Annotated in this window: 15 protein-coding genes, 1 tRNA gene and 1 pseudogene; 7 read left to right on the top strand and 10 right to left on the bottom strand. The window is 65.2% G+C overall.

Annotated elements, in window-relative coordinates; genetic code table 11:
- Positions 1 to 3 precede the first annotated feature (3 nt).
- Positions 4 to 1,488 (bottom strand): aldehyde dehydrogenase family protein, encoded by a 1,485-nt coding sequence (locus tag G6N47_RS15700; RefSeq protein ID WP_083133699.1) that lies wholly within the window; start codon positions 1,486 to 1,488, stop codon positions 4 to 6.
- A gap of 370 nt (positions 1,489 to 1,858) precedes the next feature.
- Here G6N47_RS15700 and G6N47_RS15695 point away from each other — a divergent pair.
- Positions 1,859 to 3,084 (top strand): annotated as a pseudogene (locus G6N47_RS15695) (IS110 family RNA-guided transposase).
- 103 nt (positions 3,085 to 3,187) lie between these two features.
- Here the strand turns inward: G6N47_RS15695 and G6N47_RS15690 are convergent.
- From G6N47_RS15690 to G6N47_RS15665, 6 genes are all read right to left on the bottom strand, one after another.
- Complete coding sequence (locus tag G6N47_RS15690) at positions 3,188 to 4,405, bottom strand: cytochrome P450 (protein ID WP_083134697.1); 1,218 nt, start codon at positions 4,403 to 4,405, stop codon at positions 3,188 to 3,190.
- The gene (locus tag G6N47_RS15685; protein WP_083134696.1) at positions 4,405 to 5,370 is read right to left on the bottom strand and encodes an SDR family oxidoreductase; all 966 of its coding nucleotides are present in this window, start codon (positions 5,368 to 5,370) and stop codon (positions 4,405 to 4,407) included. The genes G6N47_RS15690 and G6N47_RS15685 overlap by 1 nt, the downstream gene beginning before the upstream one ends.
- A complete protein-coding gene (locus G6N47_RS15680) occupies positions 5,363 to 6,487 on the bottom strand; it encodes a spirocyclase AveC family protein (protein ID WP_083134695.1) in 1,125 nt (374 codons plus the stop codon). Before G6N47_RS15680 ends, G6N47_RS15685 begins: the two co-directional genes overlap by 8 nt.
- A 3-nt stretch (positions 6,488 to 6,490) precedes the next feature.
- Entirely contained in the window at positions 6,491 to 7,603 is a 1,113-nt protein-coding gene (locus G6N47_RS15675) for an ABC transporter substrate-binding protein (RefSeq protein WP_083134694.1), read from the bottom strand.
- A gap of 88 nt (positions 7,604 to 7,691) precedes the next feature.
- The gene (locus G6N47_RS15670; protein ID WP_083134693.1) at positions 7,692 to 8,507 is read right to left on the bottom strand and encodes a CbbQ/NirQ/NorQ/GpvN family protein; all 816 of its coding nucleotides are present in this window, start codon (positions 8,505 to 8,507) and stop codon (positions 7,692 to 7,694) included.
- Complete coding sequence (locus tag G6N47_RS15665; RefSeq protein ID WP_083134701.1) at positions 8,504 to 10,132, bottom strand: nitric oxide reductase activation protein NorD; 1,629 nt, start codon at positions 10,130 to 10,132, stop codon at positions 8,504 to 8,506. Before G6N47_RS15665 ends, G6N47_RS15670 begins: the two co-directional genes overlap by 4 nt.
- Positions 10,133 to 10,348: 216 nt before the next feature.
- Here G6N47_RS15665 and G6N47_RS15660 point away from each other — a divergent pair, with 216 nt between their 5' ends.
- The 3 genes from G6N47_RS15660 to G6N47_RS15650 all read left to right on the top strand — a co-directional run bounded on the left by G6N47_RS15660 (position 10,349) and on the right by G6N47_RS15650 (position 13,301).
- Positions 10,349 to 11,638 (top strand): TetR/AcrR family transcriptional regulator, encoded by a 1,290-nt coding sequence (locus tag G6N47_RS15660; protein WP_083134692.1) that lies wholly within the window; start codon positions 10,349 to 10,351, stop codon positions 11,636 to 11,638.
- Between the two features lie 95 nt (positions 11,639 to 11,733).
- Positions 11,734 to 12,576, top strand: a complete 843-nt coding sequence (locus tag G6N47_RS15655; protein ID WP_083134691.1) for an SDR family oxidoreductase — start codon at positions 11,734 to 11,736, stop codon at positions 12,574 to 12,576.
- Positions 12,577 to 12,878: 302 nt separating this feature from the next.
- A complete protein-coding gene (locus G6N47_RS15650; RefSeq protein ID WP_083134690.1) occupies positions 12,879 to 13,301 on the top strand; it encodes a lipoprotein LpqH in 423 nt (140 codons plus the stop codon).
- Between the two features lie 126 nt (positions 13,302 to 13,427).
- Here G6N47_RS15650 and G6N47_RS15645 read toward each other — a convergent pair whose 3' ends face one another.
- A complete protein-coding gene (locus G6N47_RS15645) occupies positions 13,428 to 14,669 on the bottom strand; it encodes a hypothetical protein (protein WP_083134689.1) in 1,242 nt (413 codons plus the stop codon).
- A gap of 358 nt (positions 14,670 to 15,027) precedes the next feature.
- A tRNA-Leu gene (locus G6N47_RS15640) sits at positions 15,028 to 15,111 on the bottom strand.
- An 83-nt stretch (positions 15,112 to 15,194) separates the two neighbouring features.
- Here G6N47_RS15640 and G6N47_RS15635 point away from each other — a divergent pair.
- Genes G6N47_RS15635 through G6N47_RS15625 form a run of 3 tightly spaced genes read left to right on the top strand, consistent with a single transcriptional unit; the run spans position 15,195 to position 16,661 of the window.
- Positions 15,195 to 15,938 carry an LAGLIDADG family homing endonuclease gene (locus tag G6N47_RS15635; protein ID WP_083134688.1) on the top strand — a complete coding sequence of 248 codons (744 nt, stop codon included), beginning with the start codon at positions 15,195 to 15,197 and terminating at the stop codon, positions 15,936 to 15,938.
- A 16-nt stretch (positions 15,939 to 15,954) separates the two neighbouring features.
- The gene (locus G6N47_RS15630; RefSeq protein ID WP_083134687.1) at positions 15,955 to 16,335 is read left to right on the top strand and encodes a hypothetical protein; all 381 of its coding nucleotides are present in this window, start codon (positions 15,955 to 15,957) and stop codon (positions 16,333 to 16,335) included.
- A complete protein-coding gene (locus G6N47_RS15625; protein ID WP_083134686.1) occupies positions 16,332 to 16,661 on the top strand; it encodes a DUF3817 domain-containing protein in 330 nt (109 codons plus the stop codon). Before G6N47_RS15630 ends, G6N47_RS15625 begins: the two co-directional genes overlap by 4 nt.
- Before the next feature lie 73 nt (positions 16,662 to 16,734).
- Here the strand turns inward: G6N47_RS15625 and rdgB are convergent, their stop codons facing one another.
- Positions 16,735 to 17,331 (bottom strand): RdgB/HAM1 family non-canonical purine NTP pyrophosphatase, encoded by a 597-nt coding sequence (gene rdgB, locus G6N47_RS15620; protein ID WP_083134685.1) that lies wholly within the window; start codon positions 17,329 to 17,331, stop codon positions 16,735 to 16,737.
- Positions 17,332 to 17,365 lie beyond the last annotated feature (34 nt).

The raw sequence follows: 17,365 nt of genomic DNA, 5'->3' as shown, positions 1-17,365 counted from the left end.
TCGTCAGCCCGCGGGGTATCCCACAGACTTGATCTCGGTGTACTGGTCGAAGCCGGCGACGCCGTTCTGCCGGCCGACCCCGCTGTACTTGTACCCGCCGAACGGCGTGTCGGCGCCATACGGAGCACCGCCGTTGACGCCCATGAAGCCGGCCCGGATCCTGCGCGCCACCGCCAGTGAACGTTCCAGCGAGCCCGACATCACGTTGCCGGCCAACCCGTACATGCTGTCGTTGGCGATCCGGATGGCGTCCTCCTCGTCGTCGAAGGGAATGACGGAGAGGACTGGGCCGAAGATCTCCTCCTGCGCGATCGTCATCGAATTGTCGACGTCGGTGAAAAGTGTTGGCCGGACGAAGAATCCCTTGTCGAATCCGGTCGGTGCATCCGGTCCGCCGACCAGCGCGGTAGCGCCCTCTTCGACACCCTTGCGGATGTAGCCCATCACGCGGTCACGCTGCTTTTCCGAAATCACCGGACCGCACAGCGTCCCCGGATCCTGCGGGTCGCCGCACGTGACGTTCTCGTAGATGCCCTTGAGAATCGCCACGCCCTCGTCGTAGCGGGACCGTGGCAGCAGCATCCGGGTGGGGTTGGCGCAGCCCTGCCCGGCGTGCATACACGGCGCGATGCCGATCGCGCACGCCAGCCCGAAGTCGGCGTCGTCCAAGACAATGGTGGCCGACTTGCCACCGAGCTCGAGGAACAGCCGCTTCATGGTCGCCGCGCCCTTTTCCATGATCCGCTGGCCGACCACGGTGGAGCCGGTGAACGAGATCAGGTCAACCTTTGGTGACAGTGTGAGCTCCTCGCCCACAAAGTGATCCGATGCCGTGACAACGTTGACGACACCCGCGGGGATGTCGGTCTTTTCGGCGATCAGCCGGCCCAGCCGGGTCGCGTTGAACGGGGTGTTGGGCGCCGGTTTGAGCACCACGGTGTTGCCGGTTCCCAGCGCCTGGCCGAGCTTGTTGATGGTGACCTCGAACGGGAAGTTCCACGGCACGATCGCGCCGACCACGCCGACCGGCTCCCGCCAGACCTTGACGGACGTGTTGGTGCCCGTGAGGCTGATAACCCTGTCGCCGAGGTCGGTTTCCCAGGCGTACTCGTCGATCAGCCTGGCGGGGTACTTCAGGCCATCTGCCAGCGGGGCGTCCAGCTGCGGGCCGAACGTGATCGCCCGGGGAGAGCCAACTTCGAGGATGAGTTCCTCGCGCAGTTCTTCCTTCTCCTCTTCGATCGCGTCGTGCAGCTGCAACAGGCAGCGCTTGCGCAGTTCGCGGTTGGTCGACCAATCGCTCTCGTCGAAAGCCCGCCGGGCGGCGTCGATGGCCCGGTGCATGTCCTCCTTCGACGCGTCCGCGACCTCGCCGAGCGGCTCTTCGGTTGCCGGATTGATGTTGGTGAAAGTGCCGGCCTGCCCATCGACGAGCTTGCCGTCGATCATCATCTTGGACTCGAAGCGGACCTTTACAGCCTCAGTCATGTCTGTCACTAATCGTTTAGTAGGGATGGATTGCTGGTCGTGGTGGCGACCAGGGTCTGTTTCCTGGTTGGTCTGCTGTCAGGTGATGCCTGGTTTGTCCCGACGCTCGACGTCTAGAGAAAGAACGGCGCGCCTGGCGGCAGATCACCTCCGGTGGTGGTGGGATGCCGTTGCCCGAGCCCACCGCAGGGTTGACCTCCCGACTGTGTTTCCCGAGCCTTGAGCTCTTCGATAGAACGAGGTCCTGCGGTGAGCTGGAGTCACGGACGGCTAGTGAGATGACGGACCTAAGAGTCCCGCGATTAGGGCGCCGCGTGAGTCCACCGGTGACGGCATAACCATCGATCGAAGGAGTGATGACACCTTGGGCTTGTTTTGTGGAATTGATTGGGCCACTGAACATCACGATGTCGCCGTCATCGACGACGACGGGCGTGTGGTGGCCCGCGGACGGGTCAGCAATGATGCGGCCGGGTTCGCGGCTCTGTTGACGCTGCTGGCTGAGGCCGGTGACAGCGCCGCGCATCCAATCCCGGTGGGGATCGAAACCGATCGCGGACTGTGGGTGGCCGCGCTGCGCGAAACCGGCCGGGTGATCTACCCGATCAACCCACTGGCGGCCTCGCGGTACCGGGCACGGCATGCAGTGTCGGGGGCCAAATCCGATGCCACCGATGCGGTGCTGCTGGCCAATATCGTGCGCACCGATGCCGCCGCGCACCGACCGCTGCCCGCCGACACCGAGCTGGCCCAAGCCATCCGGGTGCTCGCCCGCGCCCAGCAAGATGCGGTTTGGGCGCGTCAGCAGATCGGCAACCAGATCCGCGACCTGCTCAAAGACTTCTACCCGGCCGCCATCGCCGCGTTCGCCGGGCTGCCCGAGGGTGGACTGGCCCGCGCCGACGCCCGCACCATCTTGGCCGCTGCGCCGACCCCAACGCAGGCGGCGACGCTGACTCCCGCCCGGCTGCGCCGACTGCTGACCAAAGCTGGCCGCCGACGCCATCTCGACCGCGATATCGAGCGGTTGCGCGCCGTGTTCACCGACACCTACCTGCACCAACCGCCGGCCGTGGAAAACGCGATGGGCATCCAACTGGCGGCGTTGTTGCGCCAACTCGAGGCCGCCTGCACCGCGGCCGACGAGCTGGCCGAGGCGGCGATCGCCCATTTTGAGCAACACCCGGACGCCAAGATCATCACCAGCTTCCCCGGCCTGGGGATGTTGGCCGGCGCCCGGGTGCTCGCCGAGATCGGCGATGACCGAACCCGCTTCGCTGAGGCCCGCGGACTCAAAGCCTTCGCCGGATCCGCCCCATCACCCGCGCCAGCGGCAAGAAAACCGTTGTCCTGCACCGCCACATCAAGAACCGGCGACTGGCCGCCGTCGGCCCGATCTGGGCACTGGGATCGCTGCGCGCCTCGCCGGGCGCGCGTCGCCACTACGATGCCCGCCGCGCCGCCGGAGACTGGAACCACCAAGCCCAACGGCACCTGTTCAACAAGTTTCTCGGCCAACTCCACCACTGCCTGCAGACCGGCCGGCTCTACAACGAACACCTGGCGTTTCCACCTCCTCTCTCGCTCGTGGCTTGACTCTTAACTTCGTGAGATGTCTTTCTCTAACTCGTCAGAGGACCCTATGGAGAGCCTTACTGGAAACTAACCGATTGGCAAGGTGCAACCTTTGCGGGGCCGCCTATTGGGGGTCGAACAGAACCGGGACCGACGTCGGCGACCGGAAAACTTGACCGCGGATGTGCGGATCGTCCGCATCGGGGTCCAGTCGGAGGTTTGGCAGCCGATCGAGCAAAAGGTTGATGGCCGTGCGCATTTCGAGCCGTGCCAAATGCATGCCGAGGCACACGTGTACGCCGTGGCCCCAGCCCAGGTGCGCCCGGGCCTCTCGGTGGATGTCGAACTTGTCCGGGTCGGGGTAGCGGTCCTCTTGCCGGTTCGCCGAACCGAGCATCGGCATCACCGTCGCGCCGGCCGGGATCGCCACGCCGCCGAGTTCGGTGTCGCGAGTCGCCACCCGGGTGATGGTCAGCAACGGTGACTCCCACCGCACGCCCTCCTCGATCGCCTGTGGCAGCAGCGACCGATCCGCGCGGACGGCATCCAACTGCTCCGGGTCGGACAGCAGCGCCAAAAGCAGGCTGCCCAGCGCCCGATAGGTCGTCTCTACGCCGGCGGGCAGCAGCAGTCGAAGGAACGAGAAGATCTCCTCGTCCGCGAGTTTCTCCCCGTCGATCTCGGCCGCAGCGAGCGCGCTGATCAGGTCGTCCTTCGGCTCGGCCCGGCGGGCCTCGAGTATGGGCGCGAAGTAGTCGCACAGGGCGGCCGAGGCCGCGAGCCCGCGCTCGGGGTTCATCAGCCAACTCAGCAGCGAAATCGACCACCGCTGGAACTGTGGGTAGTCCTTTTCCGGCAGGCCCAGCAGTCCCGCGATGATCTGGCTCGGGTAGTCGAAGGTGAATTCCTTGACCAGATCCGCCTTGCCGTTAGGTGCAAAGTTGTCGATCAGGCTGTTGGCCACCCGGGCGACCAACTCGTCCTGCCAGCGCGCCAATGACTTCTGCGAGAAGGCCTTTGACACGAGCGACCGCAGTCGGCCGTGGATCGGCTCGTCCATGCCGAGCATGACGTGTTCCCCCAATACGGGGCCGAACGCCGCGATGACAGCCGCCGACGAAAACGTCTCGTTGTCGCGAAGCATCTGCTGGATGTCCTCGTGGCGATACACGATGAAGATCGGCAGCGATTCCTCGTGCGGAAGCGCGCCCGACGTCTCGAGTCGCTGCACCGGCTCCTCGCGGCGCAGCCGCGCCAATTCGGTGTAGGGGTCGCGCACATCGCCGGAGATCGCGTCGTCGAAGGCGCCGAAGTCTTCCAGGTCGTCGAAAAGCTGTTCCATCACTGCTCCTTTGGTGCCAAGCGCCGTAACAGCGGTGCCGGAAGAACGCGTGCGGCCCAGACCATGGCCTTTTGGCTCGCTGTCAATGGCCATGCCCCGCCCCGCATTGATCCCTGCCTGGGTATGCCGAGCACGATCCGCGACAGGTGGTGCATACCCGACGACGGAAGAACCCTGTTGAGAGCCAACAGCATCGAAGCATCCGGGCCCACACCGCGGCGACGGAACGGCGCCCGGTCGTCCAGCGCCTTGAGCAGGCCGTCGGTGAACCGCTCCGGTGGTCTGGCAAGGCGCATGGCGAACCGTCCGCGCGTGTTCATCGTGTGATGCAGCCGGGCGTACGGGCCGGCTAAGTCGCGGTCGTCCGTGGTGCCCGCGTCGGTGATGATCTCGGTGTCATAGGCGCCGGCGACCAAGACGGTGACACCGAGGCCGAACGGCGCGATCTCGCACGCCATCGACTCACCCCAGCGCTCCAATGCTCCCTTGGCTGCCGAATACGGCGCAGTGGCGGGCTGACCACGTACCCCGGCCACGCTGGAAACCAGCACGATGCGTCCCTCGCCCGCCGCTCGCATCGACGGAAGCAGAGCCTGAGTCAACGCGACGGGACCGAGGACGCTAGTGGCGAATAGCCTCTGCCACAACGACATATCGGTCTCCTCCACCATTCCGGCGGCGGAGATCCCGGCGTTGTGCACAAGCGCGTAGGGCGTCCCGACGGCCTCTTCAATCGCCTTGGCCGCAGCGGTGATCGAGGCGCTGTCCAACAAGTCCAACTGCACTCCGATCAACCGGTCGTCGTCGTCGCCGGCCCCCGTCGCCTCTCGTAGAAGCGGAATCCCCAAGTCGGGTGTCCGCATCGCCGCGACCACCCGCCACCCCTCGCCATACAAGCGCACGGCCGATGCGAATCCCAGCCCGCGCGATGCACCGGTGATGACGACGCTGCGCGGATCACCCATTGCCCGGCCCGCACCGTCCGCCGTCAGCCGGTAGTTCGACGTTCGGGCGTCCGTTGGGTTGACCACTCAACCAGGTCGACCAGATGCCCACCGAGTACGGACCGGGTTGGCCTTCTTTTTCGTAAAAGCCTTGTGGGTCATAGATTTTGGCTTCGGGATACGGCCAGGGGCAGGCGACGGTACGTGACAGGTGGGCCATTTTGACCAGGGCGAACGTACCGCCGTAGCAGAAGTAGCCGACGTTGATCAGGACCAGCATCACCACGAACATCCCGAGGGTGGGACGGCTGGCGAAGATTTTCGCCCGCTGCGCCAATTTCTCGGCCGCGGTGCGGCCGGTGTCGTCGCGGTAGAGCAGCACCCCGGCCGGCACCATCACGAAGTTGACCGCCAATATCTCGATGATGAAGGGGAATTGGTGGGTCTGGCCGACGAAAATCGACCCGATCGGGACCTGGGAATAGATGTACATCCCGGTTTGGACCAGGGTGATCTCCAGTGCCGCGTCCAGCGCCATCCCGAACGGGAGGATGCAGATCGCCAGGCTGATCAAGGGATGGCGCCACACGAATGAATCGACGGGCCGACGGGCCTGGATCCGGCGCAGCAGCCAGATGCCCGGAAAGTAGGGCCCCAGGTAGAACATGATGTAGCCCAGGACCAACAACGGCTCGACGGTCGGTGACAGTGACACCAGTGGCCAGTCCTCGGGCAGGTGATGCAACTGCGGGTTGTAAACCGCGAACGGCGCCCAGTTCATGATGGGGTCCTGCCAGACGATCAAGGTCGTGACGATGCCCATCAACAGCACCGGGTGATACGGGTGGCGGCGCCACGCGATCACGTAGGTGACCGCGATGAGAGCCATCACGACAACGGTGAACGCCTCCAGGAGCCCGAGCCAGTGTTGGAATCCGAACAGCACTTGCACTGGTCGCGGTGTCCCGGTGACCGCCGGATTACGAACCCGGTCGGACTCCAAACCCGTGCGGGCATTGGCGAGAAAGAATCCGAGCACACTTAGCGCGGCTACTACCCATACCCAGGTCCAGGGCGATCCTCGTCTGGGCTCGACGGTCGGAGCTGTCGCCGAAGGTGTTGTCTGTTCAGCAGTCATCGGCTATTCCTCTCCGAAGCGGTCGACGAGATGGGAGTTGACGCCGTCGGGATCGAGCTTGCGCGCCACCAGGTAGCCGGCACCCATCCAGGCCCGCCGGGTCCAGTTCCCGAACGACACGCGGGTACCCGGTGCGCCGGAGGCGGCGGGCATCATCTTCACCCGCTCGAGGGCCTCCTTGACCCCGCGCGGGCTCAGCGGATGCGCGTCGCTCAATGCGCGCACCAACGTCATCGCGACGTCGCGGTTGACAACGGGCACACACCATTCCGGGCGGCGGCCGTAGGCCTGGTGGTATTCGTCGAGGAACTTCTGCCCGACCATGTTGCCCTCGTCGTACTGGTCCACGCCGGTCCAACCCATGAACCCGTTCCACATGATCGGGTTGAGCCAGGCGTTTTGGAACGCGGTGCTGGTGAAACGCGGTGGATTCCAGTCCAGCGCCTCGAGTGCCGGATTGATGAAGACAATCCCGAACCCGAAGCCGCAGTGCACCAGCGCGCTCGGCTTGGCGTCGTGAACGATTCGGACGGCCTCGCTGACATCTTGCGCCGTCTGCGCGATGGCCGCCTCGGCAACGATGCGAATACCTTTGCGCTGGCAGGCTTTACGGAAGTTCTCCAGATAAGTCTTGCCGACCAGCGATTGTTCGACTAGAACGCCCACCTCAGTGTGCCCGCCTTTGGCAAGCAAGTCCGACCAGAAGATCGGCTCGTCGGTCAGCGACCCCATCGGGAACGAGAAGACCCACTCTCCCAGCGCCGCATCGGATCCGGTGACGCTGATGGCCGGGACCTTGAAGCGTTCCTCGATGGCTTCCCGGGTGGGCACGACGTTGTCGGTGATGTTCGGGCCGAAGACGGCCAGGCATCCCTCGTCGCACAGTTCGCCGTAGGCGTCGATGACCGCCTTGACCGATCCCTTCGGCAGACCTTCCACCTCGCGGTAGATGATCTCGATGGGTCGGTCGAGCAGGCCTTGTTCGCCTGCTTGCTTGAAGACGAGGTCGAACGGCTGCGTCAGGTCCTCGAAGTACGTCTTCGGAAAACCTTCAGGCAACCTGAAGTCCATCAGGTAGCCGATCTTGATCGGTTCTGCGGTGCTCTCGTAGGACATTTCACCTCCATTGGTGCAGCGCTACGGCCGCCGACCCACTATGGAACCTAAAATTTGTTCAGACCCTAGCGCGGCTCGCGTCGGGTCGTCAATCATCGTGTCCGCCTTGCCCCGGCAGGTACACGTCGATCATCTTGTCCAGGCCACTGGTCACTGCGGCATCGTCGGTGAGAGGCCCGGCGATGGCGGTCCGAGCCGCTTCGCGGGGGCTCAGTCCTTCGGCGATCAGCCGCCCGGCGGCGATCAGCACCCGGGTCGAGGCCACCTCGCGCAGCCCCGCGGTGTCCAGACGCCGAATCGCCTGCCCGAACCGCACCAGCTCGACTGCGGTCTCGTGATCGACGCCTGCCTCGCAGGCAACGATTTTCTCCTCGACGTCGGGTGTCGGAAAACCGAACTCGATGGCCACCATGCGTTGACGCGTCGAGTCCTTGAGATCCTTCAAAACGCTTTGGTATCCCGGGTTATAGGAGACCACCAAGCAAAAGCCGGGCGCCGCATCCAGCGTCACCCCCAGCCGTTCGATGGGAAGCTGGCGGCGGTAGTCAGCCAGCGGATGGAGCACGACGGTGGTGTCCTGGCGGGCCTCCACCACCTCGTCGAGGTAGCAGATGGCGCCCTCGCGCACGGCGCGCGTCAACGGCCCGTCGACCCACTCGGTTTCGCCGCCGCGCAGTAGAAATCGGCCCACCAGGTCTGCGGTGGTGAGGTCGTCGTGGCAGGCCACCGTGATCAGCGGCCGGTTCAGGTCGTACGCCATGGCCTCCACGAAGCGCGTCTTTCCGCAACCCGTGGGACCTTTAAGCACTACCGACATGCCTTGGCGGAACGCCGCTTTGAACACCTGCTCCTCGTTGCCGACAGGCACGTAGTACGGCCGTGGTCCGTGTGTTTGGCTTGTCATGCCACCATCCGTCGTCGAAGGTCTGCCGAGGCCAGCGCTGACCGGAACAGCGGCCCGATCAGTTGGTTCAGTTGGTCGAGCCGCGGAATAGTTGCATGCGCGGCGCTGCCGAATACTCGCTGCAACTCGGCGACGTCGGTAGCCGCTCCTATGGTCAGGCACAGGCAGCCGGTGCCCCGCCGGCGGACCTCGGCCAGCGCCCGACGCGCATCAGCCGCGCCGTAATCGCGTTCGTAACCGTGGTCGTACGCCAGCCCGTCGGACAACACGACCAGCAACCGCCGCGGCGTGCCTCCCCGACGGTCCAATACGGCGGCGCCATGCCGGATCGCCGCACCCAATCTCGAATAGCCGCCGGGCGTCAGACCGGACAAACGCCGCATCGCCACGGCGTCGAGATCGTCGTCGAACCGTTTCACCGGTAACAGATGCACCGCGGATCGCCCTTGCGAATGAAAACCGTACAACGCCACCCGATCTCCCAGATCGTGCAACGCCGCGGTCAACGCGGCGGCTGCGGTGCGCTGTTGCTCGTGCACGGTATGGCCGATCGTTCCCGGTTCGGCTGACGAACCCGAGATGTCAAGAAGGATCAGGACGGAAAGGTCGCGGCGGCGTCGCAGACTGTCGAGGTAGACCGCTTCGTCGGGCGCCGACCCGGCGATGGTCTCCACCCGCGCCTCGACAGCCGCGTCGATGTCGACGTCGTCGCCCTGAACCTGGCGGTGATATCGATCGAGCCCGACCGCGAGTCGGGCGAGTGCTCGACGCAACCGGTACCCGTCGGACACGCTGACCGACGTGGCGTCGCTGGGTCGAGGCGCGACTTCCTGCACGGTGCACCAGTTCGGCCGATATTGCTTGTGGCGAAAGTCCCACTCGGGGTACTTGATTCCCGCAGCCTCGCCGACGAGGTGGTACTTGTCGACGCCTACCGTCGCGTTCGATACGACGGCAGAGCCGCCACCGCGTATGCCCGATCGCAACCGGTGCGTCGGTGCGTCCGCGCCGGGTGGTCCATTGCCGTTGAGCCGGCGCACCGAGTCCAGCATCTTTTTGAGCCACCGGCCGAGAGCACCTCCGCCGCCGACCGGGCTGGAGAACCAGTCCGCGACGTCTTCCGGATCGGAGTCCTCGAGCTCTGCCAAGGGCTTGCGCTGTTGGGCAACATGCTTACCGTGTTCGTCCGTGCCTCGACTCTTGCTGGCAGCCAACAGCTTTCGTGGATGGATGGTTCCGAATACTGCTGGCGGCTGACTGTCGAGTGCGCGGCTTCTCGCCAAGGCTAACGAGGATGCCGGCGAGTCACTGCGGCCCGCGACGTCGCGGTCCACAAGCAAAGACACCGCGGCCGGCAGCAGCTCCTCGTTGGCCGCGAGCGCCCGATGTCCCTCTATCGCAAGGTATCGCGCGGCCAGGGCAGTCCGCCGACCCAGCCGTCGTGCGATGGCCGGCTGCAGGCTCCCTTCCGCCAAGAGACAGGCTTGAACCGCCACTGTTTGCAACCGGTGCCGCGGGCCGGCGTCGGCGTCAAGAAATATCGTCCTGCCGTCCGTCCACGCCAGCTCACCTGCACGGGCTGCCGCGACCTCGACACTGCGGCCGGCAATCGCAGACGCCAGCATGCTCCACCGCTGCACGGCATCGGTTGCAGTGTGGTTTGTCAAGGACTCCCTCACCGCCCAATTACTGACCAAATATCTGTTCCACCCTAGAGTCCGTGCTGTCCGCAGTCAATGAACTCCGCTCGACGCCGGACTCCCGGCAAAGTAGCTACTGTCTGGTAGCGTTTAACCAAACATTCGGTCAGTAGGTCCTCTAGCGGGAGCTGTGGAGGTGACGTGGGGCGCCAGCAATCAGCCGAGGCGGCAGCCTCCAGCGGCGCCTACGACGACGGAACGCGCCGGACCGAGATCCTCCAAACCGCCGCGTCGCTGATCGCCTCCTCCGGGTTACGTACCTCGCTGCAGGAAATCGCCGACGCCGCGGGCATTCTGCCGGGAAGCCTGTATCACCATTTCGAGTCCAAAGAAGCGATTCTGGTCGAACTGGTCCGGCGCTATTACGCGGATCTGGAACGCATCGGCGACGTCGCGTACCAGAAATTGGACGAGCCGGGCTCGCGGCCGGTCTCCGAAACGATCACCGAGCTGGGCTCGGCAATCGCACGCTGCGCTGTGGCGCATCGTGCGGCGCTACAGATGTCGTTCTACGAGGCGCCGAGCGCAAATCGGGAACTGGTCGACTTGCTGCGCCACCCCCCGAATGCCGTTCAGCAGGCGATGCTGCAAACTCTGCGCGCGGGAAGGTGGAGCGGCTACATCCGGGCAGACATCGATCTTCCGACGCTGGCGGACCGGCTGTGCCAGTCGATGATGCACGTCGGCTTGGACGTCATCCGCCACACTGCCGCCGCCGATCAGGCCGCCGCGCTGCTGTGCCGCATCATGTTGCAGGGGCTGGCCAGTCGCGAGCACAGCGATCAAGAGTTGGATCGCTCCAATGCATTTGTGGCCGCGGAAGCGGCGATCAAGACATGGCCGGAAGAGACCGAAGGGGCCAACGACAAGGCGGCACATGTCCGTGCGGTTGCCCGAGCCGAGTTCGGCCGCAAAGGATATGAAGTCACCACGATCCGCGACATCGCTTCGGCGGCGGGTCTGGGCACCGGGACCGTCTATCGGCTGATCGGCTCGAAGGACGAGCTACTTGCCTCGATCATGGAGTCGTTCGGCAAGAAAGCCGGGGGTGGCTTCGTCAGTGTCCTTCGCGCGGATGCGACGCCCGTCGAGAAGCTGGACGCGCTGGCCTGGGTCAACATCAACGCGCTGGATCAGTTTCCGGATGAGTGGAAGATCCAGCTGGCCTGGATGCGCCAATCCCCGCCCGATACGCCGAATCCCGGTCTGCTGTTCACCACACGCCTGCGGCAGCTCAAAACCCTGCTGTCCGAAGGGATTCGGTCGGGTGATATCCGTGTCGAGACTCCTTCCATCGAGATGCTCGCCAGATGCGTGATGGATGTCATTTGGATGCCCGAGAACATCGTGCGGGACCAGGGCAAGACCGTGGCCCTTGTCCATGCCCGTGACACGGTCGTGCGCGGCGTCGCGCAGCGGGACGCCGCTTAACCACCAGCCCGAAATCGGGTATTGAACCAAAAATATGTTCCCCGTAGAGTTTTTGCGTGCCCGCAGAGTGGCGGGCCACGAGAAGAGGGAGAGCAATGACCGGCATCGAGCAATTCCGGTACGACGGCAAGCGAGTGCTCGTCGTGGGTGGCGCCACCGGCATGGGCGCAGCCGCCGCCCAGACGGCAGCCGCCCTCGGCGCCGAGGTGATTGTGATGGATTACGCGCCGGTCTCCTACGAGGCTGCCCACGAGGTGAGAGTCGATCTGTCTGACCGATCATCGATCGACTCCGCGATCGACCAGGTCGACGGGCCCATCGACGCCATCTTCTCGGCCGCCGGCGTTGCCGACGGGCCAAAGCTGATGAGAGTCAACTTCATCGGTCACCGCCATCTCATCGACCGGGTGCGGGCCGACGGCAAGCTTTCGCGCGGGTCGGCAATCTGCTTTATCTCGTCGGTCGCCGGGATGGGCTGGGAGAACGACTTGCCGCTACTTCAGGAATTCTTGGCCACCCCCGACTACGAATCGGCCGATGCATGGGTCGCGGCCCACGAGCCGGAGGGCATCATCCACTACGGCTTCAGCAAAAAGGCCATCAATGCCTACGTGGCGACGCAGGCCTTCCCCCTGCTGAAAGAGGGCGTGCGCATCAACGCCATCTGCCCCGGACCGACCGACACGCCGCTGGCCCGCGCCAACGCCGACCTGTGGCTCACCTTCGCCCAGGATTACCGGGACGCCACCGGCTGCCAGGTCCACACTCCCGAGCAGATGGCCAATACGATGTGCTTCCTCAACAGCCAGGCGGCAAGCGGCATCAGCGGTGTGACCCTGCTCGTCGACAACGGGCACGTGATGTCCTCGCTCACCGGAGCATTCCCGCCCGGAAAGCCCATCATGGATCTGATCATGGGCCGCGTTTCGCTCGCCTAGAGCGCGTGGCGGGGCAACGTGAGCGGCGCCCTCGTACATCGACGGATTCCACAGGAAACTCCTTGAGCCCCAGGGGATCTGCCTGCGCGATAAATCACAATACATGGCCGGCCGCCGCTTGGTCGCAGCTCCGCTGCCCGACGGGGTAGATGTCCGTCTTCGACGCCGCAGGCCGATACCACCTAATCTTTGTTCCAACACGATGGCGGCAGCCGCTTCCCCGATTCGACCAACAGCCGCCCAAAAGTGACGGCGCACTGGTAGAAAGACGTGCGACGTACCCGTGGGAATGGAGGTAGCCGGTGCGGGTCCGGTTCGTCGCGGCCGCGGTGACGGCTTCGGTGCTGGCGCTAGGGACTTCCGGTTGCTTCATGCACTCGGAGAAGGTGCCGCAGAAAACGGCACGGGTCACCGTCAACAACACCACTCGGACATCGCATGCGGTTTCCTGTAGTCAGGTGCAGTGGTTGCTGACCGCCGACATCGGCGCGGCGCCTGCACACGTCCAAGCGGTCGTGCGACTCGATGCGGACAAGCCCAAACCTGAGTCGGTGCACATCGACAACTTCGACGGCTTCACCGGCGTTGCCGACGCTGGAGTTGGCAAGGCCAAGGCAGCTTTTGCCGGAGACACCTACACCATCACGGGCACTGCCCAGGGGACTGACCCGAACAATGTCAACACGCCAGCCACGGCCGACTTCAAGATCGAAGTGAGTTGTTGATCGTCACCGGATAGATTTACTGCAATGACAAGCACCATCCTGCTCAGCGTCGCGGTGATCGCCTCCGTTCTGTTAAGCCTTTGGCTCGTCCAGCGCGGCGGTCGCAATCGCTGAGGGTTACCGTGCTTAATCGGGCGGAGGAGCCCCTTTGGCAATCGCGTCCGCCTCAAGCCGCAGCCTGATCGCCCGCGCCCGCGCTTCGGCGGCCAGGGCTTCCGCTTCGCCCGCCGCTGCCCGCGCTCGCGCCTGGGCAGCCACGGCTTCAGCTTCGGCGGCTTCTGCCCGCGCTCGCGCTTCGGCCGCCATCGCTTCTGCTTCGCTGGCTTGCGCCCGCGCCCGTGCTCGCGACCGTGCCTCGGCGGCCAGCGCTTCGGCTTCGCGGGCTTCGGCGCGCGCCCGCGCCTGTGCCGACACAGCCTGGGCCTCAGCGGCTTCTGCCCGCTCCCGGGCCCGGGCGGCCAGCGCTTCGGCTTCGCCCGCCGCTGCCCGCGCTTGCGCCTCGGCTGCCACGGCTTCGGCCTCTGCAACTTCTGCACGCTTCCGTGCTTGCGCGGCCACAGCTTCGGCATCAGCGGCTTCCGCCCGCTCCCGTCGTCGCGACCTGGCCTGGGCTGCCAGCGCTTCGGCTTGGTGGGCTTCGGCGCGCGCCCGCGCCTGCGCCGACACGGCTTGAGCCTCAGCCGCTTCCGCTCTCGCCCGCGCCTGGGTCGACACAGCTTGGGCCTCTGCCGCTTCCGCCCTCGCCCGCGCCTGGGCGGAAGCGGCTTCAGCTTCGGCAGCTTCTGCCCGCTTCCTCGCCTGGGCGGCTACAGCCGCGGCGTCAGCGGCTTCGGCCCGCGCCCGCCTCCGCATCTGGGCCTCAGCGGCTAGCGCTTCGGCTTGGGCGGCTTCTGCCCGCGCCCGCGCCTCGGCGGCCAAAGCTTCGGCTTCGGCGGCTTCTGCCCGCACTCGCGCGTCAGCGGCCAAAGCTTCCGATTCGCCGGCTTCTACCTGCGCCCGCGCCTCAGCAGCCAGCGCTTCCGCTTCAGCGGCCAGAACTCCGGCTTCGGCGGCTAGCGCTTCGGCTTCCGCCGCCCCTGCCCGCGCCCGCGCTTCATCGGCCAGAGCGTCTGCTGCGCCGGCTCGTGCCTGCGCCCGATCCTCGGCTCTCAACTTGACTCGCGGCAGCTTTCGCGGGGTCGGTGGCCTCGCGTGGCTGTCGCGCGGTTGGCGGCTGCGTTTCGGCGGGGCCGGCGTGACGTGTGCCGGTCGCGCAACCGCCTTCTTCGGGCCGTTGAAGAAATCCACTACGCCTAGGGCCAGGCCGGCCAGCCCGATCGTCAGTGGCACCGCAAAAGCCACAGCCGCGCTGTCTGGCCAGTTCATCATGGCCGCGTCCTAGAACCGCGCCGCGGTAATAACGGACCCCGCGGACGCCCTCGCCGCCCGCGGATGCCGACCCGGCCCCCTATTTTCTCGGAGACCACCGCAACCACTGCATGATCCCTCTCCTTCGAGGAGATACCGGCTGTAGCGTACTGCCACAGCCCTCGCGACGGCGGGATAACCACTCGCTTGTGGCCAAGATGTCTTTACAAGTCGGGTGCTTTTTGACTGCTTAGGCGAGCTAGCTCAACGACGAGCGGGCGGTGCAGTCCGAGGCAGGAAGGCCGGTCGAGGTATCAGTCCGGGGGACGAATGTGCTTGCGCTGCAAGACAGCTTGCATGCGCTGCAGTCCACATGTTGTGCGGGCGGAGGGACTCGAACCCTCAAGCTCTTTCGAGCACGGGCACCTAAAACCCGAGCGGTTGCCAGTTTCGCCACGCCCGCAGGCCAACGATCCTATCGCTGCAATCGAGCGAGCCATCTGTCGGTGGCGCGGCCTACCTTGAGTTCCAACGCCAGGAGGGGCCATGCGATCCGCGGACGAATTCGAAGCTGTTCAGCGCCTGATCTCAACCGGAATGAACGACTGCGCGATCGCCCGTCAGACGGGGATACCGCGAAGGACGGTGTGGGAGTGGCGCTCCGGCAGAGTGCCACTCCTGGCGAGGAGCACGAGTTCGTCGTTAGGCTGCAGCATTGATCATGACTTTTCCGAACTGCCGGCAACTGCGTACTGCTATCTGCTCGGCCTGTATCTGGGTGATGGCTGCATCTCACGACATCCTCGAGCATGGCAGCTAAGGATCACACTTGACGCCAAGTACCCCGGCATCGTCGACCGCTGCCGCAATGCGATCGACGCGCTGATGCCGGGTCAGCGCGCCGCAATGCTATGTCGTTCGGATAATTGCATCGAAGTGACGCTCTACTCCAAGCACTGGCCGTGCCTTTTGCCGCAGCACGGCCCCGGTAAAAAACACTTGAGACCGATCCGACTGGAGCCCTGGCAGGAAGTGCTCGTTAAGCAGGCCACCGAAGAGTTCATCCGCGGCCTGATCGACAGCGACGGCTGCCGCGTGGTGGCCAACGACCGCGGCGTCCGAAGCGTCCGTTATCACTTCTCGAACCGCTCCGACGATATCCGCGGCTTGTTCTGTGCCGCGCTCGACGACCTCGGGATTCCGTGGACTCTGCCGAGCAAATACCAGGTCGCGATCTACCGCAAGGCGGCGGTCGCGCGACTCGACGAGTTCGTCGGACCGAAGGGGTGAGCGGTACCGTCTAATCGTGTCCACTACACGACGTCGGAGATGGGCGCTCGTCGCGCTCGTGATCGTCGCTGCCTGCGGTTGTCTGGCGCTGGGCTGGTGGCAGTGGACGAGGTTTCAATCGGCGTCGGGCACCTTCCAGAACCTGGGCTACGCACTGCAGTGGCCGCTGTTCGCCGGGTTCTGTGTGTACGCCTACCGCAAATTCGTCCGCTACGAAGAAGCGCCGCCCGAGCCGCCGCACGACCACGCCATGACGGAGATACCCGACGGACTTCTACCGGAGCGACCGAAACCGGTAGCCCAAGCGGACGACGATCCCGCACTGCGTGAGTACAACGCTTACCTGGCCGAGCTGGCGAAATCCGACCACCAGAGACAGAAGAGGACCACCACATGACCACACCGGGGACCGTGCCGGTTGAAAAGATCCGCACCGCGCTGCTGGGCTACCGCGTCATGGCCTGGACGACGGGCATCTGGCTGATCGCACTGTGCTACGAGATCGTGTCGCATCTGGTCTTCCACCACGAGATCCGGTGGATCGAAGTGGTCCACGGCTGGGTGTACTTCGTCTACGTGTTGGCCGCGTTCAACCTCGCGGTCAAGGTCCGCTGGCCCATTGGCAAGACGATCGGCGTGCTGCTGGCCGGCACCATTCCGCTGCTTGGCATCATCGTCGAGCACTTCCAGACCCGAAACGTCAAGGCGCGCTTTGGGTTATAGCCCGTCGACTCTGCGGTTTGATACGGCCACACCGGCGTGTCGCGTATGAAACGGCACAGTCGCGACGGCGCGGCTATGACAGCTCACGTAACGCCGGCACCAACTGCCTCAGGGCACGGCCGCGGTGCGATGCCGCGTCCTTCTCGTCGGGGCTGAGCTGCGCCGCCGTGCGGTCCGAGCCGTCGGGGATGAAGACCGGGTCGTAGCCGAAGCCGCCGCCGCCGCGCGGTTCGTACGCGATCCTGCCCGGCCACGAGCCCCGCACCACGACTTCGCCCGACCCGAACACCAGCGCGCATGCCGACACGAACGCCGCGCCGCGCCGCTCCTCGGGCACGTCGCGCAACTGAGCCAACAGCAGCGCGGTGTTGGCGGCGTCGTCGCCATGCACACCGGCCCATCGGGCCGACAACACCCCGGGCATGCCGTTCAACGCGTCCACTTCCAGCCCTGAATCGTCTGCGACACAAGGCAACCCACTGGCGGCAAACCCATCACGAGCCTTGGCCAGCGCGTTATCTTCAAATGTGGCACCGGTTTCCGGCGATTCCTCGAACGGCGCGACATCGTTGAGTGAAACCAACTCCAACGTCAGCCCCACCGCGTCCAGCACCCGCCGCAGCTCGGCCAGCTTCTTCGGGTTGCGGCTGGCCACCAGCAGCTCAGGCACCGGCGCCGCTCCTCCTCATCGCTGCGCTCTGCAT

Source organism: Mycobacterium branderi (genome assembly GCF_010728725.1).
Taxonomy (GTDB): Bacteria; Actinomycetota; Actinomycetes; order Mycobacteriales; family Mycobacteriaceae; genus Mycobacterium; species Mycobacterium branderi.
The sequence above is the reverse complement of the archived record's forward strand: the minus strand, read 5'-3'. Positions and strand labels throughout refer to the sequence as shown.

Excerpts from the sequence above, each read along its gene's own strand:
- G6N47_RS15700 (WP_083133699.1), bottom strand. The coding sequence starts at position 1,488 with ATGACTGAGGCTGTAAAGGTCCGCTTCGAGTCCAAGATGATGATCGAC.
- G6N47_RS15690 (WP_083134697.1), bottom strand. The coding sequence starts at position 4,405 with ATGGAACAGCTTTTCGACGACCTGGAAGACTTCGGCGCCTTCGACGAC.
- G6N47_RS15685 (WP_083134696.1), bottom strand. The coding sequence starts at position 5,370 with ATGGGTGATCCGCGCAGCGTCGTCATCACCGGTGCATCGCGCGGGCTG.
- G6N47_RS15680 (WP_083134695.1), bottom strand. The coding sequence starts at position 6,487 with ATGACTGCTGAACAGACAACACCTTCGGCGACAGCTCCGACCGTCGAG.
- G6N47_RS15675 (WP_083134694.1), bottom strand. The coding sequence starts at position 7,603 with ATGTCCTACGAGAGCACCGCAGAACCGATCAAGATCGGCTACCTGATG.
- G6N47_RS15670 (WP_083134693.1), bottom strand. The coding sequence starts at position 8,507 with ATGACAAGCCAAACACACGGACCACGGCCGTACTACGTGCCTGTCGGC.
- G6N47_RS15665 (WP_083134701.1), bottom strand. The coding sequence starts at position 10,132 with ATGCTGGCGTCTGCGATTGCCGGCCGCAGTGTCGAGGTCGCGGCAGCC.
- G6N47_RS15655 (WP_083134691.1), top strand. The coding sequence starts at position 11,734 with ATGACCGGCATCGAGCAATTCCGGTACGACGGCAAGCGAGTGCTCGTC.
- G6N47_RS15645 (WP_083134689.1), bottom strand. The coding sequence starts at position 14,669 with ATGATGAACTGGCCAGACAGCGCGGCTGTGGCTTTTGCGGTGCCACTG.
- G6N47_RS15635 (WP_083134688.1), top strand. The coding sequence starts at position 15,195 with ATGCGATCCGCGGACGAATTCGAAGCTGTTCAGCGCCTGATCTCAACC.
- G6N47_RS15625 (WP_083134686.1), top strand. The coding sequence starts at position 16,332 with ATGACCACACCGGGGACCGTGCCGGTTGAAAAGATCCGCACCGCGCTG.